The organism is Streptomyces sp. NPDC050759 (assembly GCF_044456945.1).
GTDB lineage: Bacteria > Actinomycetota > Actinomycetes > Streptomycetales > Streptomycetaceae > Streptomyces.
Window position 1 is genome coordinate 564180 of record NZ_JBITGI010000004.1, and the last position, 26010, is coordinate 590189.

Consider the following 26010-nt stretch of genomic DNA (forward strand, 5'->3'; position numbering starts at 1 on the left):
CGCTTTCTAAAGGACGGACGCTACTTAAGGTACGCGAGCCCGGGATGCACCGAGGTGTAGCCCTCGACCAGCTTGCGGGCGACATTGACGGAGTCGACCAGCGGGTGCAGCGCGAAGGCCTTCACCGCGGTCGCACGCGAGGCGGACTCGGCGGCCGCCAGCACCTCCCGCTCGACGGCCTTGACCGAGCAGACCAGGCCGGTGGCGTGGTCGGGCAGCGGTGCGACGGAGACCGGGTGGGCGCCGTTGGCGTCGACGAGGCAGGGCACCTCGATGACGGCGTCGTGGTCGAGCACGGAGAGCGTGCCCTGGTTGCGGACATTGAGGATCAGGGTGGTGCGCTCGTCGCGGGCGATGGCCCGCATCAGGGCGAGGGCGACCTTCTCGTAGCCCCCGGAGAGGTCGTCGGCGTCGCGTTCTCCGGCGCCGGCCGTCTCCCGGTTCTCGGACATGTAGGTGGCCTCGCGCTCGGCACGCGTGCGGTCCCAGACGTCCAGCGCCTTGGCGCCGGGGGCGCCGACCTCGTCGTAGAACCGCGCCTGCTGGTCGGCGAGGAAGGCGCCGCGGGTCTTCTCGGCCTGCTGGTAGGAGCGGACGGCCTCGCGGTTGAAGTAGTAGTAGTGCAGGTACTCGTTGGGGATCGCGCCGAGGGACTGGAGCCAGTCGACGCCGAAGAGCTTGCCCTCCTCGAAGGAGCCGAGCAGGTCGGGGTCGGCGAGCAGGCGGGGCAGCTCGTCCCGGCCGGCGATCTTCAGGCCGCGGACCCAGCCGAGGTGGTTGAGACCGACGTAGTCGATCCAGGCCTCGTTGGGGTTGGCGCCGAGCACGCGCGCAATACGGCGGCCGAGGCCGACCGGGGAGTCGCAGATGCCGATGACACGGTCGCCGAGGTGACGGGACATGGCCTCGGTGACCAGGCCAGCCGGGTTGGTGAAGTTGATGACCCAGGCGTCGGGGGCGAGGCGGGCCACGCGCCGGGCGATGTCCACGGCCACCGGGACCGTGCGCAGGCCGTAGGCGATGCCGCCCGCGCCGACCGTCTCCTGGCCGAGGACGCCCTCGGCGAGGGCCACCCGCTCGTCGTCGGCACGTCCCTCCAGGCCGCCGACGCGGATCGCCGAGAAGATGAAGTCGGCGCCGCGCAGGGCCTCGTCGAGGTCGGTCGTGGTGGTCACCGTGGGCGCGCCGGGGACGGCCGCCGCCTGTTCGGCGAGGACCCGGCCGACCGCGGAGAGCCGGCCGGCGTCCAGGTCGTGCAGGACGACCTCGGTCACCCGGCCCTCGGCGCGGTCCGTCAGCAGCGCGCCGTACACGAGCGGGACCCGGAAGCCGCCGCCGCCAAGAATCGTCAGTTTCACCGGGTGCCTCCAAAAATGCCCCGGCGTTCAGGCTGGGACGAGTCATCTCCACACAGCGCGTCGCGAGAACCGAGCACGCGCTGTGTCCTTGCACCTGCTCCGAGTACCCGGGCCGGCGTCGACCCGGCCGGCGTCGATCGCATACGACCCGGTCGCCCACCGAGCGGTCGAGCGGCGTGAGCCAGGAATCTCGTTCGATTCCGGGGAACGGGATTCAAGCTTGTACCTTTCCTGCCAGGACCACCTCGACGCCCGCCTCCTCCAGGGAGGCGCGGGTCGCCGCGTCGACCGGCGCGTTCGTCACCACCACGTCCAGGTCCTCCGGTCCGCAGACCTTCGCCATGCCCGTGCCCGGGAACTTGGCCGTGTCGGCGAGCAGGACGGTCTTGTCGCTCGCCTTGATCATGGCCCGCTTGACCGGCACCTCGACGACCGTCGTGTCCATCACCTGCCCACCGGGGCGCACTCCACTGGTGCCGAGGAAGAGCCAGTCGGCGTGCAGCTGGCGGAGGTTGTCCTCGGTGAGGAAGCCGACCAGGGAGCGGTACTCGCGGCGGACCATGCCGCCGAGCAGCACCAGCTCGATGCCCTCGTCGTCGGCGAGCTCCTCGTAGACCACCAGGTTGCTGGTGATCACGGTGAGCCGGCGGCCGTGCAGCTGCCGGGCCAGGCGGTAGGCGGTGGTGCCGATGTCGAGCAGCACGGACTGGCCGTCCTGGACCAGCGCCGCGGCGCGGGCGGCTATGGCGTCCTTCTCGGCCACCCGGACCTCGGCGACCTCTTCGAAGGGCTGGTCGCCCTCCTCGGCGCGCGCGCCGCCATGGACGCGGGTGAGCAGTCCGTCCTCCTCCAGCTTGACGAGGTCACGCCGGATGGTGGCGGGGCTCACACCGAGTTGCTCGGAGAGATCCGTCACGGCAGCGGGGCCACCTGAGCGCAGGGCCCGCAGGATGAGTTGGTGTCGTCGTTCAGCCAGCACGCCGTGAACACTACTCGTCATCTTCAATCATTTCCATGCTCAGTTCTGCTTGGGTATTGACCAATCTCGCCGAGCGGCGCACGATTCCCGTCATCGAAATTGACGAGTTTTGACGAGAGGCGCTCACGTGGACGACGATCGGCCCGAGGTGCTGCTGACCGGGCTGCTCTTCTACGACCTCGTCCTGACGGGTCTGGGAAAGCCGCCGACGCCGGGCGAGGAGATCTGGACGACCGGCATGGGCAGCGGCCCCGGCGGCATCGCCAACCTGGCCGTCGCAGCCTCTCGCTTCGGCCTGCGCACCTCCCTGGCCACGGTCTTCGGCGACGACTTCTACGGCGCCCACTGCCAGGAGATCCTCGCGGGCCAGGAAGGTGTCGACCTCTCGCTCTCCCGGGTCGCGGACGGCTGGCACACCCCCGTCACCGTCGCGCTGGCCCACGGTGACGACCGCGCCCTGGTCACCCACGGCCAGGAACCGCCGTACTCCCAGGACGCGCTGATGGGCGACCCGCCCGAGGCGCGCACGGCCCTGGTGCACCTGGAGGCCGAGCCGCGCGCCTGGCTCTCCAAGGCCGCAGCGAACGGCACGCAGATCTATGCGGACGTCGGCTGGGACCCCACCCAGGTGTGGTCCACCGACCTCCTCGATCAGCTGGCCCTGTGCCACGCCTTCCTCCCCAACGAGACCGAGGCGATGGCCTACACCCGCACCGACAGCGCGGTCGCGGCCCTCGGCACGCTCTCCGAGCTGGTGCCGGTGGCCGTGGTCACGCGGGGCGGGGACGGCGCGGTCGCCGTCGACCAGACCACCGGCGAGTACGCGGACGTCCCCGCCCTCGCCGTCGACGTCCTCGACGCCACGGGCGCGGGTGACGTCTTCGGCGCGAGCTTCGTCGCGGCCTCGCTCGGCGGCTGGCCGCTGGAGGAACGGCTGCGGTTCGCCGTCCTGTCGGCCGGACTCTCCGTGGGCCACCACGGCGGCGCCCTGGCGGCCCCCGGCTGGTACGGCGTCGACCGCTGGTGGCGCTCGCTGACGGACCCCGACCTGAAGCGGGCGTACGGCTTCCTGGCCGACCGGATCCCGGCGGACGTGGGCCCACCGGTCCACTACGCGCCGGTCACCCCGCCGGCCCGGCCGGCACCGTTCGCGCCGGTCACCCCGGCGGCCCAGCCTGCGCCTTTCGCGCCGGTCACCTCGGGGGCCGGCCACCCGCCGAACCGGCCGGCACCCTTCGCGCCGGTCGCCTCGGGGGCCCACCACCCGCCGACCCGGCCGGCACTCTCCGACCCGGCGTCCGGACACCCGCCGACCCGGCCGACGCCCGCCGAACCGGACAGCCCGGCAGCCGACCACCTGCCCACCCAGCCGGCACCCTCCGAACCGGACAGCCCGACGACCGACCGCCCGTCGACCGCCCCGAAGACCCCGTCGATCGAGCACGCCCCGATCTCCTTGGACACCCCGCAGGCCGAGCACGCCCCGGCCACCCAGGACACCCCGCAGACAGCCCCGAAGCCCCCGTCGGCCGAGCACGCCCCGGTCTCCCCGGACACCCCGCAGGCCGAGCACTCCCCGGTCTCCCCGGACACCCCGCAGGCCGAGCACTCCCCGGCCACCCAGGACACCCCGCAGGCCGAGCACTCCCCGGCCACCCGGGACACCCCGCAGACCGAGCACTCCCCGGCCACCCGGGACACCCCGCAGGCCGAGCACTCCCCGGCCACCCGGGACACCCCGCAGACCGCGCAACCGCCCGTCACCCCACCCGACAGCGCGCGGCAGCACTGACCCCGCGACTCCCACGCAATCCCCCCATGCACGTCCCGAAAAGATCCGAAAGGCGGTGGGAGCTGTGCGGCTCTCACGAAGAGGCCTGCTCCGCGCGGGCATGGGCGGTACAGCCGCCACGGCACTCGGCGGCCTGGCCACCGGCTGCGCCGTTCCGACCGGTTCGACCGGCCGGAACATGGTCCTCTGGTACTGGAGCGGCGGTCTGAGCGACACCGTCGTGAAGAACGCCAAGGCCCGCTACGGCAGTTCCGTGAGCCTGGACGCCATCCAGATCGGCGGCCAGTACCGCTCCAAGCTCATCACCACCATCACCGGCCGGGCCCACATTCCCGACATCGCGGGGCTCAAGGGCGAGGACATGGCCGCCTACCTGCCGAACGCGGACCAGTTCATCGACCTGCGGACGCTGGGCGCGGAGAAGTACAAGAGCCAGTACCTGTCCTGGAAGTGGGACCAGGGCATCGCCGACGACGGCACGATGGTCGGCTTCCCGATCGACTGCGGACCGGTCGGACACTTCTACCAGTACGAGATCTTCCGCAAGGCGGGGCTGCCGTACGAACCGGACGACGTGTCCCAGGAGCTGAACACCTGGGAGAACTACTTCGCCGCGGGTGAGCAGCTCAAGAAGCGGATCCCGGGGACCATGCTGCTCACCGACGTCAACTCCGTGTTCGAGAACGTCGTACAGCAGGGCTCCAAGCGGTACGTCGACAAGGACCGCCACTTCATCGGCGACCAGGAGCATGTACGCCGCGCCTGGGCGCTCGCCGTGGAGGCCAAGCGCCGCGGGATCGTCTCCGACCTCGTGAGCGGCACCCCGGACCAGCTGTCGGCCAAGCAGGACGGCAAGCTGCCCAGCGAACTGGGCGCCTCCTGGGCGGCCTTCGACATCAAGAACGGTGTGCCGAAGGCCAAGGGCAGGTACCGGGTCGCCCAGATGCCGGTGCGGCCCGCCAACAACGGCGGATCGTTCCTGGCCATCACCAAGGCGTGCCGGGAGCCCGAGCGGGCCTTCGAGATCATCACCTGGATGCTCGACGCGTCCAACCAGGCGCAGGGTTACGTGGACGCGGGCCTCTTCCCCTCCACGCCCGCCTCGTACGGCCTGAAGCAGATGCGGGAGCCCGATCCGTACTTCGGCGGCCAGGTCACGACCGACATCTTCGGGCCGGCCGCGCAGAAGATCGTGGTCGCCTACAACAGTCCGTTCGATGTCGCGCTCGGGCAGCCCATCAAGGACGAGATCAAGAACGTCGGTGTCCTCGGCAAGGACCCCAAGAAGGCCTGGAGTGACGCCATGAGCAAGTGCCGTCGCATCGCGAAGCACCTGGGGGTGAGCTACTGATGGCCGTCCTCGAGCAGACTCCGCCCGCGGTGGTGCAGCCCTCGCCCACGCGGCCCAAGAAGGGGCTGCGCAAGTACTGGCACCTCTACGCCGCGATCTCGCCCTTCTATCTGATCTTCCTCGGTTTCGGCCTGTTCCCGGTCGGCTTCTCGCTCTACCTGTCCTTCCACCGCTGGGACGGCCTCGGCTCGATGGAGTGGGCGGGGCTCTCGCAGTACCAGTACCTGCTGAGCGACAGCGACTTCTGGAACTCGATCGGGAACACGCTCATCATCTGGGCGCTGGCCACCTTCCCCATGATCTTCCTGGCGATGGTCACGGCCGTGATGCTCAACTCCGCGGTCCGGTTCAAGGGCCTGTACCGCGTCGCGTACTTCCTGCCGAACGTCACCTCCGTCGTCGCGATCGCCATCGTCTTCGGCTCGATCTTCTCCACCAACGCGGGCGTGGTGAACGCCGTCCTGCACGCGGTCGGGATCGACCAGGTCGCCTGGCTGAACACGCCATGGGGCATCAAGGTCACCATCGCCGCCCTGATGACCTGGCAGTGGACCGGCTACAACGCCATCATCTTCCTCGCCGGACTGCAGACCGTCCCGGGCGAGCTGTACGAGGCGGCGCGCATGGACGGCGCCGGTCCGATCCAGACGTTCTTCCGGATCACGCTCCCGCTGCTGCGGCCCACGCTGCTGTTCGTGCTCGTCGTCTCGACCGTCACGGGCCTGCAGAGCTTCTCCGAACCGCAGGTCCTGCTGCAGACCTCGTCCAACGACTCGACGTTCGCGGGCGGGCCCGGCCACTCGGGCCAGACGATGGTCCTCTACTTCTTCCAGCAGACCTTCGACAACAACGACTTCGGGTACGGCGCCGCGGTGGCGTGGGGCATCTTCCTCGTCGTCGTCCTCTTCTCGATCATCAACTGGCGCCTCGTGCAGCGCCGCGGCGACTAGGAAGGGCACGCATCATGGCTGCCATCAAGGGATCCCGCCGCAGAGGGATCGCGCTGCACCTCCCGCTGATCGTCGGCACCGTGCTCTCGGCCTTCCCGTTCTACTGGGCCGTGATCATGTCGACGCACAGCTCGTCGGAGATCTTCGCGTACCCGCCGAAACTGCTGCCGGGCACGCACTTCCTGGAGAACGTCCGCAACCTCTTCGACGCCGTCGACTTCTTCGGGTCGATGTGGAACTCGCTGCTGGTCGCGGTGTCGGTGACCTTCCTCGTCCTGCTCTTCGACTCGCTCGCGGCCTTCGTCTTCGCCAAGTTCGAGTTCCCGGGCAAGAACGTGCTGTTCGGGCTGCTCATGGTCATCTTCATGGTGCCGGCGCAGCTGTCGGTCATCCCGCAGTTCGTGATCATGGCGAAGATCGGCTGGATCGGCTCGATGACCGCGCTGATCGTGCCGGCCGCGGCCAACGCCTTCGGCATCTTCTGGATGCGCCAGTACATGAAGTCCGCCATCCACGACGAGCTGCTCGACGCCGCCAAGCTGGACGGCGCGCACTTCCTGCGCCAGTACTGGCACGTGGCGCTGCCGGTGGTCCGCCCCGGTCTCGCCTTCCTCGGCATCTTCACCTTCATGGGCCAGTGGAATGACTTCGCCTGGCCCCTGATCGCCCTCACCAACCCCGACAACGTGACCCTCCAGGTCGCGCTGTCCCAGCTCAACGGCACCCACGGCACCACCGACTACGGCATCGTGATGACCGGTGCCCTGCTCGCCCTCGTCCCGCTGCTGATCGTGTTCGCCGTCGGCGCCAAGCAGATCATCGGCGACCTCGCCAAGGGGGCCGTGCGCGGATGACGGACGATCCCCTGATCGCCCTGCGCCCCTGGGAGGCACCCGAGGTGACCTCCTGGGGACGGCTGCCCATGAACGCCGTCGACCGGCGCTCCGGAGAACTCCCCCTGGACGGCGACTGGCGTTTCCAGTTGCTGCCCGCTCCGGACGCGCCGGTCGGCGGCTCCTGGTCCTCGGCGTACGTGCCGGGAGCCTGGACCGTGCAGGGCACCGACGACCTGCCGCAGTACACGAACGTGCGGATGCCGTTCCCCGAGTACCCGCCCCACTCCCCCGCGGCCAACCCGACGGGCGTCTACGAGCGTGAGGTGGACGTCCCCGCCGAGTGGGCCGGCCGCCGGATCGTGCTCCAGGTCGGGGCCGCCGAGAGCGTGCTCCTCGTGCACGTGGACGGGCGGCCCGTCGGCGTCTCCAAGGACTCCCATCTGGGGGCCGAGTTCGATCTCACGCCACATGTGCGCGCCGGCGCGCGGAGCGTCGTACGACTGACGGTGGTCAAGTGGTCGGACGCCTCGCACATCGAGGACCAGGACCAGTGGTGGCACGGCGGGATCACCCGGTCCGTGGTGCTGTACGCGACGGATCCGCTGCATCTGGCGGACGTGACCGTGCGGGCGTCCCACAGCGGCGAGCTGCGGGTGGACTGCCGGGTGCGGGACGCGGGCGGCGCGCTGCCCGAGGGGTGGTACGTCAGCGGTGAGCTGGAGGGGCAACTGCTCACTCAGGACGCTGAGTTCGACCGGTTCAACGCCGAGGACGAGCGGGTCTCCGACTTCCTCGGCGAGGCACGGCTGCGGACCGTCGTGGAGGACGTCCGCACCTGGAACGCCGAGACACCCGAGCTGTACTCCCTCACCGTCCGGCTGCACCGCGCCGACGGCACGGTCGCCGACACCTCACGGCACCGGACCGGCTTCCGGGACGTCGAGATCACCGGCCGGGACCTGCTGGTCAACGGCGAGCGGATCTTCGTCCGGGGCGTGAACCGGCACGACTTCCACCCCCTGACGGGGCGGACGGTGTCGTACGACGACATGCGCGCGGATCTGATCACGCTGAAGCGCTTCGGGTTCAACGCGATCCGCACCTCCCACTACCCGAATGATCCCGCCCTCTACGACCTCGCCGACGAACTCGGTTTCTACGTCGTCGACGAGGCGGACATCGAGTCCCACGACCACGCCCACGAGATCGCCGACGACCCGCGCTATCTGAACGCCTTCGTGGACCGGGTCTCGCGGATGGTGCTGCGGGACAAGAACCATCCGTCGGTGATCATCTGGTCGCTGGGCAACGAGTCCGACTACGGGGCCAATCACGATGCGGCCGCCGGGTGGGTGCGCCGGCACGATCCGGCGCGGCCGATCCAGTACGAGGGGGCGGCCAAGCTCGACTGGGCGGCGACCGGTGACGCGACCGACATCGCCTGCCCCATGTACGCCTCGCTGGAGGAGTGTGTGGAGCACGCGCTCTCCGGGCGGCAGACCAAGCCCCTGATCTGGTGCGAGTACTCCCATGCCATGGGCAACAGCAACGGCACGCTCGCGGACCATTGGGCCGCCATCGAGTCAACGCCAGGTCTTCAGGGCGGGTTCATCTGGGAGTTCTGGGACCACGGCATTCTGCAGCGTGTGAACGACGGCAGACCGGTCGGACGTGGGGGCGTCGGGCTCTATGACAACGGTGTCGCCGCGCCCGGCCACCGCTGGGCGTACGGCGGCGACTTCGGCGAGCTCCTGCACGACGGCGCCTTCATCGCGGACGGCGTGGTCTTCCCCGACCGCACGCCGAAGCCGGTGATGTACGAGCACCGGGAGATCGCGGCGCCGGTGCGCATCGAGTGCTTCCGGCACGAGGGCATCGTGCTCGGCAACCACCAGCACTTCCGGGGCCTGTCCTGGCTGACCGGCGAGTGGGAGCTCGCGCTCGCCGACGGCCGCACGCTGACCGCCCCCGCCGAACTGCCCGATCTGCGGCCCGGTGAGACGGCGGCGGTACCGCTGCCGTTCGAACTGCCCGAGGAGGGCGGCGAGGCGTGGCTGACGCTCCGGGTGACGACCGCCGGGGACGAGCCCTGGGCGCCGCGCGGGACGGTGGTGTGCGTGCCGCAGGTGCGGCTGCGGGAGGCGGTCCGGCAGACTCCGGTGCGGGTGCAGAACCGTTCCGTCGAGGTCGACGACGACGGTCTCCTGGTCCACCCCCTGCTCACCTCCGCGCCCACGCTCTCCCTGTGGCGGGCGCCCACCGACAACGACGAGCTCGGCGGCATGGCACCGCGCTGGCGTGACTGGGGACTCGACGCCCTGGTGCGCAAGGTCACGGACGTACGGCACAGCCCCGGACAGGTCACCGTGCAGGCCGAGTACGCCTGTGAGGCCGGCGTCGTCCGCCATCTGCAGGTCCTCACCGCGGTCGAGGGCGGAATCCACGTCGCGGAGTCGGCCGAGCTGCCGGACGGGCTCGACGACGTGGCGCGGGTCGGCTCCGTCTTCGAGACGGTCGGCGGTCTCGACCTGATGGAGTGGTTCGGACAGGGCCCCTGGGAGTCGTATCCGGACCGCGCCTTCGGAGCGCCCGTCGGCCATCACTCCGTACCCGTGGACGACCTGTTCACCCCCTATCTGCGCCCGCAGGAAAGCGGCGGCCGGCACGGCGTACGGCACTTCACGCTCTCCGCGCCGGACGCCACCGGCCTCGCGGTCGTCCTGGACGAACCGCGCCAGGTCGGCGTGAGCCGGTACCGCGCCGCGGACCTCACCGGCGCCACACACCACGACGAACTCGTCCCGCGGGCGGGCTGTGTCGTGCACATCGACGCGGCCCACCGCGGCCTCGGCACCGCCTCCTGCGGACCGGACACCACCGCCTCCTATCTCGTCGCGCCGGGCGTCCATCGCTGGAGCTGGGCTCTGCGCGCGCTCTGAATCCCCCTTCTTCTTCACTTCCCTTGTAACGGAGCACACGTGTGTACTTCGCATGAGCACGATCAGGGCGAGGCCGCCCAGGCCGGTGCCGGACGGCGCAGTTTCCTGCGGGCGACGGCACTGCTGGGCGCGGCCGCCACGGCCGGGGTCGCACTGCCGACCGTGGCCGAGGCCGCGGTGACCGCGCATCGTCCCGACACCCGGAGCCGGCGGTTCACGCTCGCCGTCATGCCCGACACGCAGTACCTCTTCGACGGGCCGAGCATCGACAAGGCCCCCGTCGAGGCCTCGCTGCGGTATCTGCTGGAACACGGGAAGGACGAGAACATCGTCTTCCTGTCCCACCTCGGCGACCTCACGCAGAACGGCGCGGCACCCGAGTTCGCCGCGATCGGCGAGGCGTTCGAGCTGCTCGACCGCCGGGGTGTCGGCTACAGCGTCCTCGCGGGCAACCACGACGTGAAGTCGTCCACCACCGACCAGCGCGGTGCCACGCCGTACCTGGACGAGTTCGGTCCCGACCGGTTCAAGGGCAGCAGGACCTTCGGCGGAGCCTCGCCCGACGGCTACAACACGTACCACCTCTTCGAGGCCGCGGGCCGCGAGTGGATGGTGCTCGCGCTGGACTGGCGCCTGTCGGACCAGGGGTACGCCTGGGCGAAGAGCGTCCTGGCCGCCCACCCGAGGACGCCGGTCGTCCTGACCACACACGAGCTGGTCGTCGAGGACGACACCCTCTCGGACTACGGTCAGCAGCTGTGGGACCGGCTGGTCAAGGACCACGACCAGATCTTCCTCACCCTCAACGGGCACTACTGGCCGGCCGGCCGGGCCACCCGCCAGAACACCGCGGGAAACGACGTCCACCTGCACCTGACGAACTACCAGAACCGGTACTTCGGCGGCGCCGCCATGATCCGCCTGTACCGCTTCGACCTCGACCGTGACGTGATCGACGTGGAGACGGTCTCCCCGTGGATCCTTGGCCGGGCCTCGAAGGGGCTCAACGAGCTGGAGCGGCAGGAGATCGAACTCAGCGGCGACGCCGACCGGTTCTCCGTCGACATCGACTTCGCCTCGCGGTTCGCCGGCTTCGCTCCGGTGCCGGCGCGGGCGGCGCGGCCGGCGGCCACCATGCTCGTGCCGGGTACGGCCGCGTACTGGCGCTTCGAGTCGGCGGTCTCCGGCACGGTCCGTGACCTCTCGGGCCGCGGCAACGACCTCACCGTGGTGTCGGTCGGCGGCGGCTCACTGGGCTGGTCCGCCGACCATCACCCCGACCAGCCCGGCCACGGCAGCCTGGAGTTCCAGGGCTACAAGTCGCCGCTCAAGGGCGCGTATTTGAAGACGGTCGACGGGGCCCCGCTCAACAGGGCGACCTTCGAGAACGGTTACACCATCGAGGCGTTCTACCGGCTCCCCGCGGACTGGGACCCGGACCACAACGCCTGGTCGGGCCTGGTCAGCCGGACCGGTACCGGTGGCGCCGCGGGCAAGACCGCGGACGACCCCGACGAGCCTTTGGCCACCCTCTCGCTCTCCAACGACCGTGAGCCGCAGTGGGCCATGCGCCCGCTCAACCAGCAGGGCATCGCCACCAACTGGGGCCAGGAGACCCCGCTGGAGACCTGGTGGCACCTCGCCCTCGTCAACGACGGCAAGCACTCCACGCTGTACGTCCAGGGCTGCCCGGCGGTCCGCAACCCGAAGGCGCCCGCCGTCGGCATCACCTCGGTGGGTCTGCCCTGGCTGCTCGGCGGCTACGAGTACGCCGACAAGATCGACCAGATCCTGCACGGCCGGCTCGGCGATGTCCGGATCGTCTCACGGGCGCTGCCCGTCACTTCCTTCATGACTCACTGACGGGAATCACCATGAACGAGCAGCAACTGCCCTCCTGGGCCGACCCCTCCGTCAACCCCGCCGACCTCGACGCCCAGGGCGTGTCGAGACGCGGACTCCTGCGCCGCGCCGGCCTGTTCGGCGCCGCGTTCGCACTCGGCTCGGCGGCGACCCCCGCTTTCGCCTCCTCCGGGAAGCCGGGCTTCGGCGGCGACGACCCGCGCCTCGCCTACCTGGTGGGCGACCACCACGTCCACTCCGTGTACAGCCACGACGCGAAGTACACGTTCTCCCAGCAGGCGCAGGCCGCCGCCAAATACGGCCTCGACTGGATGGTGTTCAACGAGCACTCCAACTTCGGACACGCCTATTACGGCGCCAAGCTGGAGCACGCGGAGATCGTCAAGGCCCGCGCGGAGAACCCGCGCCAGCTGATCTTCCAGGGCCTGGAGTGGTACATCCCGGCCGCCGAGCACTGCACGGTGTTCGCGGCCCCAGGACCGCACGAGACCGACCTGCTCACCCAGTTCGAGCTCGCCTACGACGGCAAGCTCCTGGGCTACACCGAGGGGTCCGTGGGCGCCGCCGACACCGCGCGCAACGAGGCCCACGCCGTCAAGGCGATCAAGTGGCTGGCGGAGCAGCGCCGTTCGGGCTACGTCGACGACGTCCTCGTGCTCGCCAACCACCCGCTGCGGCTCGGCATCGACTCCCCGCACGAGATGCGGGGCTGGCGGGACGCGGCCCCCGAGATCATGATCGGCATGGAGGGCGCGCCGGGCGCCCAGGGCGCGGCGCTCCCCGGCTGGCGCGGGGCCACCTCGATCCGCGGCGAGTACGAGAACAAGCCGTCGGCGCAGTCGTGGTCGGGCTATCCGACGGACGCGTACCTGACGTACGGCGGCTTCGACTGGGCGACGGCGACCGTCGGCGGGCTGTGGGACTCGATGCTGGCAGAAGGCAGCCTGTTCTCGATCTCCACGAACTCCGACAACCACCGCACCGTCTTCGACACCTGGAAGAACGGCGACTGGCCGGCCGGGCAGAACTTCGACAACACCGGCAAACTGCCCGACCCGGTGAACACCGACACCCCGCAGCCCGGCAGCGACTTCTGGCCGGGCGAGTTCAGCCGCACCCACGTCGGCGTGACCCGCTTCGGCTACCGCGCGGTGATGGCGGGCCTGCGCGCGGGCCGGGTCTGGGTGGACCACGGGCATCTGCTCGACGGACTCGATGTGCGGGTGAAGCGGGACTGCGACTCCGGGCGCGGTGTCACGCTGGGCGGTCGGCTGCGGGTCCGCAAGGGCGAGAAGATCACGCTGTACGTCACCGTCACCAGCGCCTCCCGGGCCAACCCCCAGGGCATCCTGCCGGAGTTGGCGCACGTGGACGTGATCCGGGGCGCGGTGCGCGGTCCGGTGAGCGACCGGGACAGCTGGAAGGCGCCCGACACCAGGGTCGTACAGACGAAGGACGTGTCCGGCCGGAAGGGGACGTACACCCTGCGCATCCCGCTGACCGCCGGGGACGAGTCCTTCTACGTCCGGCTGCGCGGCAGCGACGGCAAGCGGCACGGTACGGGGTATCTCGGCGCCTCGGTCGACCCGCACGGTCCGATTCCGCACGAGCCCGGCAACGGTGACCCGTGGGCGGACACGTGGTTCTACTCCAACCCCGTCTTCGTCGACGTGGCGGGCGCCTGACGAGGGCGCACCCCGGGCGGAGATGATCCCGCCCGGGGTGTGCGCTCTGTCGACGGCCCTGTTGTACGCGGACCGTCAGGCGTAGAAGCGCGACAGACTCTGCAGCACCGCGGCCGGCTTGGCCCCGCCCTCGATCTCGATCGCCCCGTCGACGGTGACCTGCACACCGCCCGGGACCTCCTCGACGTCCGTGAGCTTGGCGACGAGGCGGATGCGCGAGCCCACCTTCACCGGTGAGGGGAAACGGACCTTGTTCAGGCCGTAGTTGACCTTCGTGGTGACGCCCTGGACGTCCAGCAGCTCGGTGAAGAGCGGGATGAACAGCGAGAGGGTGAGGTAGCCGTGCGCGATGGGCGCGCCGAAGGGGCCTGCCGCCGCCTTCTCGGGGTCCACGTGGATCCACTGGTGGTCGCCCGTGGCGTCGGCGAACGTGTTGATGCGCTCCTGGGTGACCTCGATCCACTCGCTGGTGCCGAGGTCGCTGCCGGCGAGCTTCTTCAGTTCGTCGAGGCCGTTGACGGTGACGCTCATGTAGCTGTCCTTGTCTAGGAGTGGGAGCCGAAGCGCTTGCGCACCCGGGACTTGAGGAGCTTGCCGGAGGCGGTGCGCGGGAGTTCGTCCGCGATCACCACCGACTTGGGGATCTTGTACTTGGCGAGCCGTCCTGCCAGGGAGGCCAGCACCTCGTCGGGGTCGGGCGCGGCGCCCTCGCGCGGCACGACGACCGCCCGCGGCACCTCGCCCCACTTGTCGTCCGGGACACCGATGACCGCGCACTCGGCGATGTCCGGATGGCCGAGGAGCAGGTCCTCGATCTCGGCGGGGTAGATGTTCTCGCCGCCGGAGATGATCATGTCCTTGATGCGGTCGACGATGAAGACGTATCCGTCCTCGTCGACGCGGGCCGCGTCCCCGCTGCGGAACCAGCCGTCCGCGAAGGAGGCGGCGGTCTCCTCGGGCAGCCCCCAGTAGCCGGGCATGACGTGCGGCCCGCGGAGCACGACCTCGCCGGTCTCGCCGACGTCGACGGGCGCCAGGTCCGGCCGTACGACCCGGACATCGCTGAAGAAGTGCGGTACGCCCGCCGAACCCGCCTTGCTGATGGCGTGCTCGGCGTCCAGGAACAGGGTTCCGGGAGAGGCCTCGGTCATGCCGTAGCCCTGGAGGAAGGTGAGCCCGCGCTGCTGGTACGCGGCGATCAGCGGGGTCGACACCGGGGAGCCGCCGCAGGTCAGGATCCGCAGGGAGGACAGGTCCGCGTCCGCCCAGCGCGGGTGCCTCGCCACCTGCTCGAACATCGTCGGCACCCCGAACATGAAGGTGATCCGGTGCTGTTCGATCAGGTCGAAGGTCGCGTTCGGTTCGAAGGCCTCGACCAGGACACAGGTGCCGCCCTTCAGCAGCACGGGCAGCGTCAGCATGTTCAGGCCCGCCGTGTGGAACAACGGGGCCGACACCAGGGCGCGTTCGTCGGCGACCAGGTCGTGGTCGATCAGGACGTTGATCGCGTTCCAGGTCAGGTTGCCGTGGGTGAGCATGGCGCCCTTGGGGCGGCCGGTCGTGCCCGAGGTGTACATGATGATGCAGGTGTCGTCGGCCGTGACCGGCTCGTCGATCGGTTCCGCCGCCGACTCGGCGAGCAATCGCTCGTACTCGGCGCCGACTTCGACGTACGTACGGACATCGGTGCTGCCCGGCAGTCCGGCGACGAGCCCCGCGTGCGAGGGGCCGTAGACCAGTGCCCTGGCCCCGGAGTCGGAGAGCTGGTAGGCGATCTCCGGTCCGGCGAGGCGGGTGTTGAGGGGGACGAAGACCGCGCCCAGGACGCCGGCCGCGAACAGCGTCTCCAGGTAGGAGGGGTGGTTCGGGCCGAGGTAGGCGACGCGGTCGCCGCGCCGGATGCCCCGGGCGCGCAGGGCGTGCGCGAGGCGGGTGACGCGGGTGTGCAGTTCGGCGTACGTGAACGGCGTGTCGCCGTGGATCAGGGCGGTGCGGTGCGGGGTCTTGCGGGCCCGGCGTGCGGGCCACGAGCCCAGTCCCTCGTTGCGCATCTTCAGGCCCCTTATGGCTTGGTGAGCCCGAGCAGCCGGGCGGCGTTCTCCTTGAGGATCCTCGGCTTCACCTCGTCCTTGATCGACAGCTTCTCGAAGTCGGCGAGCCAGCGGTCGGGGGTGAGGACGGGGAAGTCGGAGCCGAAGAGGACCTTGTCCTTGAGCAGGGTGTTCGCGTACTGCACGAGCTGCGGCGGGAAGTACTTCGGCGACCAGCCGGACAGGTCGATGTGCACGCCCGGCTTGTGCGTGGCGACGGCGAGGGCCTCGTCCTGCCAGGGGAAGGACGGGTGCGCCAGGATGATCTTGAGGTGCGGGAAGTCGGCCGCGACGTCGTCCACGTGGAGGGGGTTGGAGTACTTCAGGCGGATGCCGCCCCCGCCGGGGACGCCCGCGCCGATGCCGGTCTGGCCGGTGTGGAAGAGGGCGATGGTGCCGGTCTCCTCGATCACCTCGTAGAGGGCATAGGCCACCGAGCGGTCGTTGGGGAAGAAGCCCTGGATGCTGGGGTGGAACTTGAAGCCCTTCACCCCGTACTCCTCGACCAGGCGCCGGGCCTGCTTCACGCCCGCCTTACCCCGGAACGGGTCGATGGACGCGAAGGGGATGAGGACGTCGGAGTTGGCGGCCGCGGCCTCGGCGACCTCCTCGTTCGGGACCGGCGCCGTGCCGGTCGCGGACTCGGCGTCCACCGTGAAGATCACGGCGGCCATCTTCCGCTCGCGGTAGTAGGCGGCGGTCTCCTCAAGGGTCGGCTTCCGCTTGCCCTCGACCTTGAAGTAGGCCGAGGAGGCGTCGTGCAGGTCGTCGTCCAGGGAGGAGTGGCCCTTGGAGGACACCTCCGCGTGGGTGTGGACGTCGATCGCGACCAGGTCCTCGACGTTCATGGAGAGGTCCATCACGCCTCCGGAAGCTTCGGTGCCGGGATGCCGACCGTCTGGAGCTCGGCGCCCACCGACGTCGGGAAGGCGTCGGCCAAGGTGTCGGGGGTCCAGCCGCCGTCGGCGTAGGCCGCCCTGATCTCCTGCGGATGGGACCAGAGTGCCACTTTGTCGCCGCCGATGCCGATGGCCTGCCCGGTGATGCCCCGGGCGGCCTCGGAGGCGAGGAAGGGGACGAGGGCCGCGCAGTCCTCGGGGGTGCCGAAGCCCTCGCCCTTGCGGAGGAAGTCCGGGAGCGGCTCGCCGTTCCGCATGGCCTCGATGTACGGGGCGAAGGCGGGGATGGTCTCGGTCATCGCGGTGGCCGCGACCGGCACGATCGCGTTGACGGTGATGCCGGCGCGGCCCAGCTCCATGGACCAGGTGCGGGCGAAGGCGGCGATGCCGGCCTTGGCGGCGGCGTAGTTCGTCTGTCCGAAGTTGCCGCGCTGCCCGGCCGGGGAGCCGACCAGGATCAGGGAGCCGCCCTCGCCCTGCTCGCGCATGCGGACGGCGGCGGCGCGGGCGCAGGTGAAGGTGCCCTTGAGGTGGGTCGTGATCACCGCGTCGAAGTCGTCGTCGGTCATCTTCCACAGCACCTTGTCGCGCAGGATGCCCGCGTTGGTGACCAGGATGTCGAGCCGTCCGAACTCCTCCACCGCCCGGTTCACCAGCCGCTCGGCGGCCTCGGTGGTGCCGACCGGGACCACCTCGGCGACGGCGGTGCCGCCCGCTTCCGCGATGGACTTCACGGCCTGCTCGGCGACCGCCTCGTCGACGTCGTTGACGACCACGCGGGCGCCGTGGGCGGCGAGGGCGTGCGCATAGGCGAGGCCGAGGCCCCGGCCGCTGCCGGTGACGACGGCGACCTTGCCGGAGAGATCGATGCTGGACACGAGGAGGTCCCTTCACATGGGGTGCGGCTACGAGATCGAAGCTAAGAGCAATAATTGTTGACGTCAATAGTTGTTGGAGACCTGTCCGTAAGTCATGCTGGAATGCGCATGCCGCACCGACCCAGGGAGCCCGCCATCACACGCCAGCACGTCACCCCGAAACCCATCGACTCGGAGGAGCCGTGGATGCGCGGGCTGCACGCGGACACCGGTTATCTGCTGTACCGCCTCGGCCTGCGCTCGGGTCAGTTGTTCAACACGTTCCTCCAGGAGTCGGGCCTCAGGCTGCGGCACTACGCGGTGCTGCGCTATCTCGCCGGAGCCGAGGGCGCCCTCCAGCGGGAGCTGAGCACCCGGCTCGGCTACGACCCCAGCGCGATCGTCGGCCTGGTCGACGACCTGGAGAAGCTGGGCATGACCGAGCGCCGCCCCTCCCCCGACGACCGCCGCAGCAAGATCGTCGTGCTCACCGAGGACGGGCGTGCCTTCCTGCGCGGCACCGACGAGGCCGGCCGGCGGGTGACCAACGACCTGCTCGCCCCGCTCGACGCCGCGGAGCGCGAGACGCTCCAGGCCCTCCTGCTGAGGGTCGCCGACCAGCCATGACCGTGCGCCCGCACTCTCGACCTGGCTCGCGCGGGGGGACCCCCACCGCGCCGGACCGGCTGCTGTCCGTGCTCGCCGCCTTCGACCACGACCACCCGGCGCTGTCGCTGACCGACATCAGCCGGCGGGCCGGGCTGACGCTGACGACCACCCACCGGCTGGTGGGCGCGCTGACCGACTGGGGCGCGCTGGAGCGCGACGACGCCGGTGTCTACCACGTCGGGCTCCGCCTCTGGGAGGTCGCCGCGCTCGCGCCGCGCGGGGTCGCACTCCGGCAGCTGGCACTGCCGTATCTGGAGGACCTGTACGAGGCCACCCACGAGAACGTGCAGCTGGCGGTGCGGGACGGCTCGGACGTCGTCTACATCGAGTGGATCGCGGGGCGTTCCTCGGTCGGCGTGCACATCAGGGTGGGGGCGCGCTGGCCGCTGCACGCCACCGGGGTCGGCCTGGTGCTGCTGGCGCACTGCGAGCCGTGGGAGCAGGAGGAGTACTGCGCGACCCCACTCGCCGTCTTCACGCCGTACACCATCACCGAACCGGCGAAACTGCGCCGGGTGCTCGCCGAGGTCCGGCGCACCGGCGTCGCGGTGAGCAGCCGTCAGGTCACCGACGACGCCCTCTCGGTGGCCGCCCCCGTGTGCGGGCCCGACGGGACGGTGGTCGCGGCCGTGTCGGTCGTGGTGCCCCAGGCCGACGCCCAGGTGCCGGCGTTGATCCCCGCGGTACGGCTCGCGGCGCTCGGGATCTCGCGGGCACTGGGCTGGCAGCCCACGGTCCCGCCCCGTTCGGGCGCCGGATATCCCTCTCACCGGTGAGGTCCCGGCCGCGTCGGCGTCGTGATACTGGAACGGCCCCGGCCCCGAGGAGCCGCTCATGTCCGCCGCCCGGTCCTGGTACGCCCCCGTCGTGACCCGTCTGAGGACGACGAACCCGTACGTCGTCGACAGCGCGCTCGCCGTGCTGGTGCTGTTCGCCGCGTCCCTGCAGTGGATGTTCCCGGACGAGGGGGACGACCGCCTGAGCCTGGTGGGCTGGCTGCTGGGGGCCGCCACCGCCGTCCCCCTCATCTGGCGGCGCCGCTCCCCCTACGTGTGCGCCCTGGCGGTCTCGGCGGCCACCACGGCGATGGCCTACTACCACGCGCCACCGCCCGACGTGCTCTACGGCGGCTTCGTCGTCCTCTACACGATGGCCGCTCTGGGCCTGCCGTGGCAGCGCCGCACGATGCTGGCGAGCTGGCTGCTCGGGGCCGTGCTGACCATGCAGCACAAGGAGCACTCCGAGCCCTTCGAGTACGCCTTCCACCTCACCGGCATGATCTGCGCCTACGGCCTCGGCGTGCTGGCCCGCGTCCAGCGCGCGTACACCGCCGCCGTCGAGGACCGCGCCGGCCGGCTGGAGCGGGAGCGGGCCGCGGAGACCGCGCGGGCCATCGCCCAGGAACGGTCCCGCATCGCCCGGGACATGCACGACATCCTCGCGCACGCGGTGAGCCTGATGGTCGTCCAGGCGGAGGCGGGCCCGGTCGTCGTGCGCAGTGATCCGGAGCGCGCCGAGGCGGCGTTCGACGCCATCGCGGCCAGCGGACGGGACGCGATGGCCCAACTGCGGCGGATCCTCGGGGTGTTGAAGGAGGAGGAGCGCCGAGGCGGTGCCGTCAGGCTGCCCCAGCCGGACCTCGCCGGGCTGCCCGGCCTGGTCAGGCAGGTCTCCGACTCGACGGGCCTGCACGTCGGGTTGAGGGTACGCGGCCGGCCGCGCCCCCTCCCCCCGGACACCGAGGTCGCCGCCTACCGCGCGGTGCAGGAAGCCCTGACCAACACGGTCAAGCACGCGTACGCTTCCTCCGCGCAGGTGGAACTCGACTGGGCGGAGGACGAGTTGACCCTCACGGTGACCGACGACGGCAGAGGACCGGCCCGCTCGGACGGCGGGCACGGGCTGATCGGCCTCAGGGAGCGGGCGGCCGCCTGCGGGGGCAGCGCGGAGACCGGGAGGGGTCCGGAGGGGGGCTTCCGGGTCGTCGTACGACTGCCCGTCGGCGCGGACCGGGAAGCGGCCCTCGGGTGAGCATCCGGGTGGTCGTCGCCGACGACCAGGAACTGGTCCGCAGCGGCTTCAGCATGATCCTGGAGGCGCAGCAGGACATCGAGGTGGTCGCCGAGGCAGGGGACGGCGCCGAGGCGGTCGACGCGGTGCGCCGGCACTCCCCCGACGTGCTGCTCCTCGACATCCGGATGCCGGTCATGGACGGCCTGGAGGCGGCCCGGCAAGTGTGCGCGCAGTCGAGCTGCAAGGTGGTCATGCTGACCACGTTCGACCTCGACGAGTACGTGTACGACGCGCTCTACGCGGGCGCGAGCGGCTTCCTCCTCAAGGACGTGCGCCGGGACGACCTCGTGCACGCGGTCCGCGTGGTCGCGGGCGGCGACTCCCTGCTCGCGCCGACCGTCACCCGCCGCCTGGTCGCGGACATCGTGCGCCGCCGCCGCGAGGAGGCCGCCACCGGTGCCACCCCCGACCGCCTGGACGTCCTGACGGCCCGCGAGGTGGAGACCCTGCGGATGCTGGCGCGGGGCCTGTCCAACGCGGAGATCGCGACGACGCTGTTCGTCAGCGAGCACACGGTGAAGACCCACGTCAGCAACGTCCTGAGCAAGCTGGGCCTGCGGGACCGGGTCCAGGCGGTGATCTGTGCGTACGAGACGGGTCTGGTGGCGCCGGGTTCCCCCTAGTCCCCGAGTTCGGTGAAGAGGGTCAACTGAAGCGAACCGGGCGCCTCCAGACGGGAGTTGAGGGAGTTCCACGGCGTACGAGTCGGCTCGGCGACCAACTCCGCACCCGCCTCGGCCAGCCTGGCGGTGGTGGCGGTCGAGTCGTCGACCTCGAAGGCGACCCTGATGTGCCCGGCGACCCGCCTGCCGACCTCGACCTCGTCGATGAACGCCGCATGGTTCGGGTCGGTCAGCTCCAGCGTCGCCCGCCCCGCCTCCAGAATGGTGACCCGCCCGTCGGGTGAGGAGAACGCGGCCCGTTCGGGCAGTCCGAGGACGTCCCGGTAGAAGCGCAGCGCCTCGTCGTAGTCCTCCGCCGTGACGACGAGCCGGAGTTCACGGACTGTGGGCGGTACCTCGGACATACGGCCTCCTCGATCGTGTGTTCTCGGTCAACCCCGCGACCGGTACCGGAGATTCCTCCCTCCGAGGAGTGAGGGGGCACCCCGTCTCACCCGTACGGCGGAGGCCCGGAAACCGCCCGCCCCGGCGATCCGGTGATCACGCCCGCAGCACGAATCTGGGGGCGGTATCACTCCTCGACCCGCCGGGAGGCGACCGTGCTCTCGACCCTCTCCCGGGCAGCGACCCGCCGCCCGCTGACCGTCATCGGCCTCTGGGCCGCCTTCCTGCTGCTGGGCTTCGGCCTCGGTACGGGCGTCTTCGCCGACCTCTCCGACGACGTGCCCGACGTGCCCGGCACCGAGTCCGACCTGGCCGACGACTATCTCTCCGGCGTGGACCCGACCGGCGAGTCCGTCACCGCGGTCGTCGCGGGCGAGCCGGTCTCCGACGCCGCCCTGCGCGCCCAGGTCGAGCGGACGGTCGCCGAGGTCCGGAGGATCGCCGGGGTGGCCGACGTACCGGACCCGTACACCACGCCCGGTCTCACCGCCCGCGACGGGCAGGCCCTCGTCATCCCCGTCACCTTCCAGGGCGGCCTGAGCGACGAGGCCGAGGAGGAGGCGACGGACTCGGCCGTCGAGACCATCAAGCGGATCGACGCGCCCGACGTCCACGTCAGCGGCGGCGAACTGCTCGGGCGACAGCTCGGCGAGCGCGCCCAGGAGGACGTGAAGAACGCCGAGTTGATCTCCCTGCCGGTCGTCCTCGCCCTGCTGCTCGTCGTGTTCGGCGGACTGCGCGCCGCCGCGCTGCCGCTGGTGATCGCGGTGAGCGGGATCGCGGGTGCCTTCCTGGGACTGTTCGCCTTCAGCCAGGTCACCGACATCTCGGTGTACGCGATCCAGGTCACCACCATGCTCGGCCTCGGACTCGCCGTCGACTACGCCCTGTTGATGCTGGTCCGCTTCCGCGAGGAACGACGGCACAGCGAGTCCACCGAAGACCTGGTGGAAGCCGTGCACCGCACGGTCGACGCGGCCGGCCGGACCGTGCTGTTCTCCGGGCTCACCGTGGCCGTCAGTCTGACCGGCCTGCTGGTCTTCCCGAGCGTGTTCCTGCGCAGCATGGGCCTGGCCGTCGCCGCCGTCGTGGTGGTCGACATGCTGGCCGCGGTCACGCTGCTGCCCGCGCTGCTCACGAGGTTCGGCGGGAGGATCCGGCCCTCGAAGGCACGCTCCGAGACCGAGGAGGGCCGGGTCTTCGCCCGCCTCGCCCGCTTCGCGCAACGCCGCCGGATCGCCGTCCTGGTCACCGTCGTCCCGGCCCTGCTGCTCCTCGCCCTGCCCGTGACCGGCATGCGGATCGCCATCGGCGACGCCCGGCAACTGCCTTCCAGTACCGAGGCACGGCAGTTGTACGACACAGTCGACGCGCACTTCCCGAAGGGCACCGGCGTCTCCCCCGTGATCGTCGTCCTGAAGCCCGGCACCGACTCCGCGACCGCCGACCGCATCCGCGCCCTGGTCCCGAACGCCGAGTCCCGCGCACTGCCGGGCGGCAACACCGTCGTAGAACTGCAGCCGCCCGGCAGCGTGGACGGCACGGCGGCCACCGGCCTCGTCGAGCGGGTACGGGACGTGCGCGGCGACGAGCCCGTCGAGGTGACCGGGGTCGCGGCCCGGCTGGTCGACTTCCGCGCGATGCTCGCGGACCGGGCGCCCTGGGCGGCCCTGACCGTCCTGGCCGGCATCTTCGCGCTGCTGTTCGCCTTCACCGGCTCGGTGCTGATCCCGCTGCGCACGATCGCGACCACCCTGCTCAGTCTGGGCGCGGCGCTCGGCGTGGTGGTGTGGGTCTTCCAGGACGGCCACGGGGCCGGGCTGCTCGGCGCCGAGGGGCTGGGCGCGCTGAGCCTGACCGCACCGCCGCTGATCGTGTCGATCGCGTTCGGGCTCGCCATGGACTACGAGCTGTTCATCCTGGCCCGGATGCGGGAGGCCCGGCAGCGCACCGGGGACGACCACGAGGCCGTGGTGACGGGGCTGCGCCGCTCCGGGCGGGTCGTCACCTGCGCAGCGCTGCTCCTCGCGGTCGTGTTCGGCGCCTTCATGACCGGCGGGTTCTCCCCCATCCTCCAGATCGGCCTCGGTCTGACCCTGGCGGTGCTGATCGACGCGACGGTCGTACGGATGCTGCTGGTCCCGGCGACCATGGCGCTGCTGGGCCGACGCGCCTGGTGGGCACCGAAGCCGCTGCGCAGGGTGCACGACCGGTTCGGGCTGCGGGAGGCGTCCGCGGCCGAGCCGACGGTGACGACGAAGGCCTGACGGCTGCGGCGTACGGTGCCCGGCAGCCCTCGGCGAGCGCCGGGCACCTCGCGCGCGTCCCCGGATCGGCCACCGTGTCCTGTGCCCGGGAGCCAGGCCGGGGCCATCTGGGCGCGCGGGACGCCCCGGTCGGAGAACGACACCTGCGCGTCCCGTGTCAGCGACTCCTCACCGGAATCTCAGACAGTCACCCCCCGTTTCAAAGGATCACCCCAGGTACGAGGCGCACTCTGCACCCCCAAGGGTGGATATCTCAGGAAGGTGTGCCGTGGGCGTCCCGCACATATCGAACCGGTCCGAGCGACAGCCGGAGCGGTGGTCCCGGCGCGGGATACTCGCCGCCCTGGGTGCCGTGCCGACGGCCGTCGTCCTGACAGGCTGCAGCGGATCCGCGGACGCCTCGGACGCCTCGGACGCCTCGGAGGAGACGTCGACCGCGTCCGCCCGAGCGGCCGCGAAGAAGGCGGCCATCACGGTCACCCCCGCCGACGGGACCAGGAAGGCCGACTTCGCCGCCCCCGTCGAGGTCACCGTGACCGACGGCACCCTGGCCTCCGTGAAGGTGACCGGCAACGACGGCTCCACGCTGGCCGGATCGCTCAACGAAGCGAAGACCACATGGACTTCTACGGCCAACCCGTACTCGGGCACCAGTACACGGTCGCGGTCACGGCACAGGACGGCACCGCGCAGACCGCGACCTTCACCACCAAGTCCCCCGGCGAGACCTTCGTCGGCTACTTCACCCCCGAGGCGAACACCACCTCCGGCGTCGGCATGCCGGTCTCGATCAACTTCTCGCACGCCGTGTCCGACAAGGCCGCCGTCCAGAAGGCGATCACGGTGACCGCCGAACCCGCGGTCGAGATCGTGGGCCACTGGTTCAGCGACACCCGGCTCGACTTCCGGCCCGAGACCTACTGGGCGGCCGGCACGAGGATCACGCTCGGTCTGCGGCTCAAGGACGTCCAGGGCGCGGACGGCGTCTACGGCGTGCAGTCCAAGGACGTCACCTTCCACATCGGCCGCGAGCAGATCAGCACGGTCGACCTGTCCACCGAGGAGATGGTGGTCAAGAGGGACGGCGAGACGATCGCCACCTACCCCGTCTCCGGCGGCGACTCCGACCACACCACCTGGTCCGGGATCATGGTGATCAGCGAGCGGTTCAAGCAGACTCGCATGGAGTCCTCGACGGTCGGCCTCGGCGACGAGTACGACATCTCCGACGTCCCGCACGCCCAGCGCCTGACCACCTCCGGCACCTTCGTGCACGGCAACTACTGGGCGGCCAGCTCGGTGTTCGGCAGCCGGAACACCAGCCACGGCTGCGTGGGCCTGCACGACGCCAAGGGCGCGAACAACACGTCGGTGGACGGCTACAAGTTCTACGACAGCTCCCTGCTCGGTGATGTCGTCATCGTGAAGAACTCCGGCGAGAAGACCGTCGAGCCGTCCAACGGACTCAACGGCTGGAACCTGTCGTGGTCGGACTGGAAGGCCGGCAGCGCGCTCTAGACCTCACAGGAGCCTGGCGAGGGCGGCCTCGGAGGGGCTTCCCGGGACCGCCTGGTAGACGATGATCACCTGCTGCTCCGCGCCCCCGACGGTGAGCGCCTGCCGCCGCAGGGCGAGCTCACCGACGACCGGGTGCGCGAAGCGTTTGAGCTCGTCACGGGAGGGCCGCGCGTCGTACCGCGCCCACAGGCCGCGGAAGTCCTCGTCGCTCTCCAGCCCGGCCACAAGTCGCGCGGTCACGGGGTCGCGCGGGTCGGCCTCGGCGCGCAGGGCCGCGACGGTCTGCGCGGCGATCTCCGGCCAGTCGGGGAACAGCCGGCGGGCCGCGGGATCGAGGAACATGTCCCGGACCAGGTTGTGCCCGGGCTCGTACATCGGCGCGAGCGCGCGGGCCCACTTGTTGGCGGCCAGCACCTCGAACCGCCGGTTGCGCACATACGCCGGGGTGCCCGCCCACGCGTCGAGCAACTGGTGCAGTTCCGGGGCGACTTCGGTCTCCTTCGGCGGTACGGGACCGGGCGCGGCGAGCGCGAACAGATGCGCGCGGGTGTCGGCGTCCAGTTCCAGCGCCCGCGCGAGCGCCCCGAGCACCTGCGGCGAAGGATGCTGGTCGACGCCCTGTTCCAGCCGGGTCAGATACGGCTCGCTGATGCCGGCCAGCCGGGCCAGCTCGTCCCGGCGCAGTCCGGCGACCCGGCGTCTTCCGTGGGCGGGCAGGTCCGCACGGGAGGGCGGGACCCGTCCCCGCCGGGCCTTGAGGAACTCTCCGAGCGCGTTGTCGGCCGCCATGGCCGAAAGGGTAACCCTGCGGGGGTGC

Annotated in this window: 19 protein-coding genes and 2 pseudogenes; 13 read left to right on the forward strand and 8 right to left on the reverse strand. The window is 70.8% G+C overall.

Annotation, left to right across the window (positions count from 1 at the left end):
- Nucleotides 1–20: 20 nt before the first annotated feature.
- Both ACIBJB_RS16145 and ACIBJB_RS16150 read right to left on the reverse strand, forming a co-directional pair.
- Nucleotides 21–1358: a 6-phospho-beta-glucosidase gene (locus tag ACIBJB_RS16145; protein ID WP_398930834.1), complete on the reverse strand. Its 1338-nt coding sequence runs from the start codon at nucleotides 1356–1358 to the stop codon at nucleotides 21–23.
- A gap of 214 nt (nucleotides 1359–1572) precedes the next feature.
- Nucleotides 1573–2337: a DeoR/GlpR family DNA-binding transcription regulator gene (locus tag ACIBJB_RS16150; protein ID WP_398930836.1), complete on the reverse strand. Its 765-nt coding sequence runs from the start codon at nucleotides 2335–2337 to the stop codon at nucleotides 1573–1575.
- Between the two features lie 127 nt (nucleotides 2338–2464).
- Between ACIBJB_RS16150 and ACIBJB_RS16155 the strand changes: the two are divergent.
- The 7 genes and pseudogenes from ACIBJB_RS16155 to ACIBJB_RS16185 all read left to right on the forward strand — a co-directional run.
- Nucleotides 2465–3472, forward strand: a pseudogene (locus ACIBJB_RS16155) (carbohydrate kinase family protein); the annotation flags it as partial.
- Between the two features lie 721 nt (nucleotides 3473–4193).
- Nucleotides 4194–5480: an ABC transporter substrate-binding protein gene (locus ACIBJB_RS16160; RefSeq protein WP_398930838.1), complete on the forward strand. Its 1287-nt coding sequence runs from the start codon at nucleotides 4194–4196 to the stop codon at nucleotides 5478–5480.
- Nucleotides 5480–6430 carry a carbohydrate ABC transporter permease gene (locus tag ACIBJB_RS16165; protein ID WP_398930840.1) on the forward strand — a complete coding sequence of 317 codons (951 nt, stop codon included), beginning with the start codon at nucleotides 5480–5482 and terminating at the stop codon, nucleotides 6428–6430. The genes ACIBJB_RS16160 and ACIBJB_RS16165 overlap by 1 nt, the downstream gene beginning before the upstream one ends.
- A gap of 14 nt (nucleotides 6431–6444) precedes the next feature.
- Nucleotides 6445–7284, forward strand: a complete 840-nt coding sequence (locus ACIBJB_RS16170; protein ID WP_398930842.1) for a carbohydrate ABC transporter permease — start codon at nucleotides 6445–6447, stop codon at nucleotides 7282–7284.
- On the forward strand, nucleotides 7281–10205 hold the full coding sequence (locus ACIBJB_RS16175; RefSeq protein WP_398930844.1) for a glycoside hydrolase family 2 TIM barrel-domain containing protein: 2925 nt from the start codon (nucleotides 7281–7283) through the stop codon (nucleotides 10203–10205). Before ACIBJB_RS16170 ends, ACIBJB_RS16175 begins: the two co-directional genes overlap by 4 nt.
- A gap of 39 nt (nucleotides 10206–10244) precedes the next feature.
- On the forward strand, nucleotides 10245–12068 hold the full coding sequence (locus ACIBJB_RS16180; protein WP_398930846.1) for a LamG-like jellyroll fold domain-containing protein: 1824 nt from the start codon (nucleotides 10245–10247) through the stop codon (nucleotides 12066–12068).
- Between the two features lie 11 nt (nucleotides 12069–12079).
- Nucleotides 12080–13753, forward strand: a complete 1674-nt coding sequence (locus tag ACIBJB_RS16185; protein WP_398930848.1) for a PHP domain-containing protein — start codon at nucleotides 12080–12082, stop codon at nucleotides 13751–13753.
- Between the two features lie 75 nt (nucleotides 13754–13828).
- Here ACIBJB_RS16185 and ACIBJB_RS16190 read toward each other — a convergent pair whose 3' ends face one another.
- Genes ACIBJB_RS16190 through ACIBJB_RS16205 form a run of 4 tightly spaced genes read right to left on the reverse strand, consistent with a single transcriptional unit; the run spans nucleotide 13829 to nucleotide 17620 of the window.
- Nucleotides 13829–14284, reverse strand: a complete 456-nt coding sequence (locus ACIBJB_RS16190) for a MaoC family dehydratase (protein WP_062047903.1) — start codon at nucleotides 14282–14284, stop codon at nucleotides 13829–13831.
- A 14-nt stretch (nucleotides 14285–14298) separates the two neighbouring features.
- The gene (menE, locus tag ACIBJB_RS16195; protein WP_398930852.1) at nucleotides 14299–15804 is read right to left on the reverse strand and encodes an o-succinylbenzoate--CoA ligase; all 1506 of its coding nucleotides are present in this window, start codon (nucleotides 15802–15804) and stop codon (nucleotides 14299–14301) included.
- A gap of 11 nt (nucleotides 15805–15815) precedes the next feature.
- Nucleotides 15816–16691, reverse strand: coding sequence for an amidohydrolase family protein (locus ACIBJB_RS16200; protein ID WP_328642026.1), 876 nt, complete (start codon nucleotides 16689–16691; stop codon nucleotides 15816–15818).
- An 11-nt stretch (nucleotides 16692–16702) separates the two neighbouring features.
- Nucleotides 16703–17620 carry an SDR family NAD(P)-dependent oxidoreductase gene (locus ACIBJB_RS16205; protein ID WP_398930854.1) on the reverse strand — a complete coding sequence of 306 codons (918 nt, stop codon included), beginning with the start codon at nucleotides 17618–17620 and terminating at the stop codon, nucleotides 16703–16705.
- 108 nt (nucleotides 17621–17728) lie between these two features.
- Between ACIBJB_RS16205 and ACIBJB_RS16210 the strand changes: the two genes are divergently transcribed.
- Genes ACIBJB_RS16210 through ACIBJB_RS16225 form a run of 4 tightly spaced genes read left to right on the forward strand, consistent with a single transcriptional unit; the run spans nucleotide 17729 to nucleotide 20964 of the window.
- Nucleotides 17729–18226 carry a MarR family winged helix-turn-helix transcriptional regulator gene (locus tag ACIBJB_RS16210; RefSeq protein WP_398930856.1) on the forward strand — a complete coding sequence of 166 codons (498 nt, stop codon included), beginning with the start codon at nucleotides 17729–17731 and terminating at the stop codon, nucleotides 18224–18226.
- Entirely contained in the window at nucleotides 18223–19044 is an 822-nt protein-coding gene (locus ACIBJB_RS16215; protein ID WP_398930858.1) for an IclR family transcriptional regulator, read from the forward strand. The genes ACIBJB_RS16210 and ACIBJB_RS16215 overlap by 4 nt, the downstream gene beginning before the upstream one ends.
- A gap of 58 nt (nucleotides 19045–19102) precedes the next feature.
- A complete protein-coding gene (locus tag ACIBJB_RS16220; protein ID WP_398930860.1) occupies nucleotides 19103–20299 on the forward strand; it encodes a sensor histidine kinase in 1197 nt (398 codons plus the stop codon).
- Complete coding sequence (locus ACIBJB_RS16225) at nucleotides 20296–20964, forward strand: response regulator (RefSeq protein ID WP_398930862.1); 669 nt, start codon at nucleotides 20296–20298, stop codon at nucleotides 20962–20964. The genes ACIBJB_RS16220 and ACIBJB_RS16225 overlap by 4 nt, the downstream gene beginning before the upstream one ends.
- Here the strand turns inward: ACIBJB_RS16225 and ACIBJB_RS16230 are convergent.
- Nucleotides 20961–21368, reverse strand: coding sequence for a VOC family protein (locus ACIBJB_RS16230; RefSeq protein ID WP_398930864.1), 408 nt, complete (start codon nucleotides 21366–21368; stop codon nucleotides 20961–20963). The two genes, ACIBJB_RS16225 and ACIBJB_RS16230, sit on opposite strands and share 4 nt — an antisense overlap.
- A gap of 195 nt (nucleotides 21369–21563) precedes the next feature.
- Between ACIBJB_RS16230 and ACIBJB_RS16235 the strand changes: the two genes are divergently transcribed.
- Entirely contained in the window at nucleotides 21564–23675 is a 2112-nt protein-coding gene (locus ACIBJB_RS16235) for an MMPL family transporter (RefSeq protein WP_398930866.1), read from the forward strand.
- A gap of 268 nt (nucleotides 23676–23943) precedes the next feature.
- Nucleotides 23944–25193: pseudogene (locus ACIBJB_RS16240) on the forward strand (Ig-like domain-containing protein).
- Between the two features lie 3 nt (nucleotides 25194–25196).
- Here ACIBJB_RS16240 and ACIBJB_RS16245 read toward each other — a convergent pair.
- Complete coding sequence (locus ACIBJB_RS16245) at nucleotides 25197–25982, reverse strand: helix-turn-helix transcriptional regulator (protein WP_398930868.1); 786 nt, start codon at nucleotides 25980–25982, stop codon at nucleotides 25197–25199.
- Nucleotides 25983–26010: the final 28 nt, after the last annotated feature.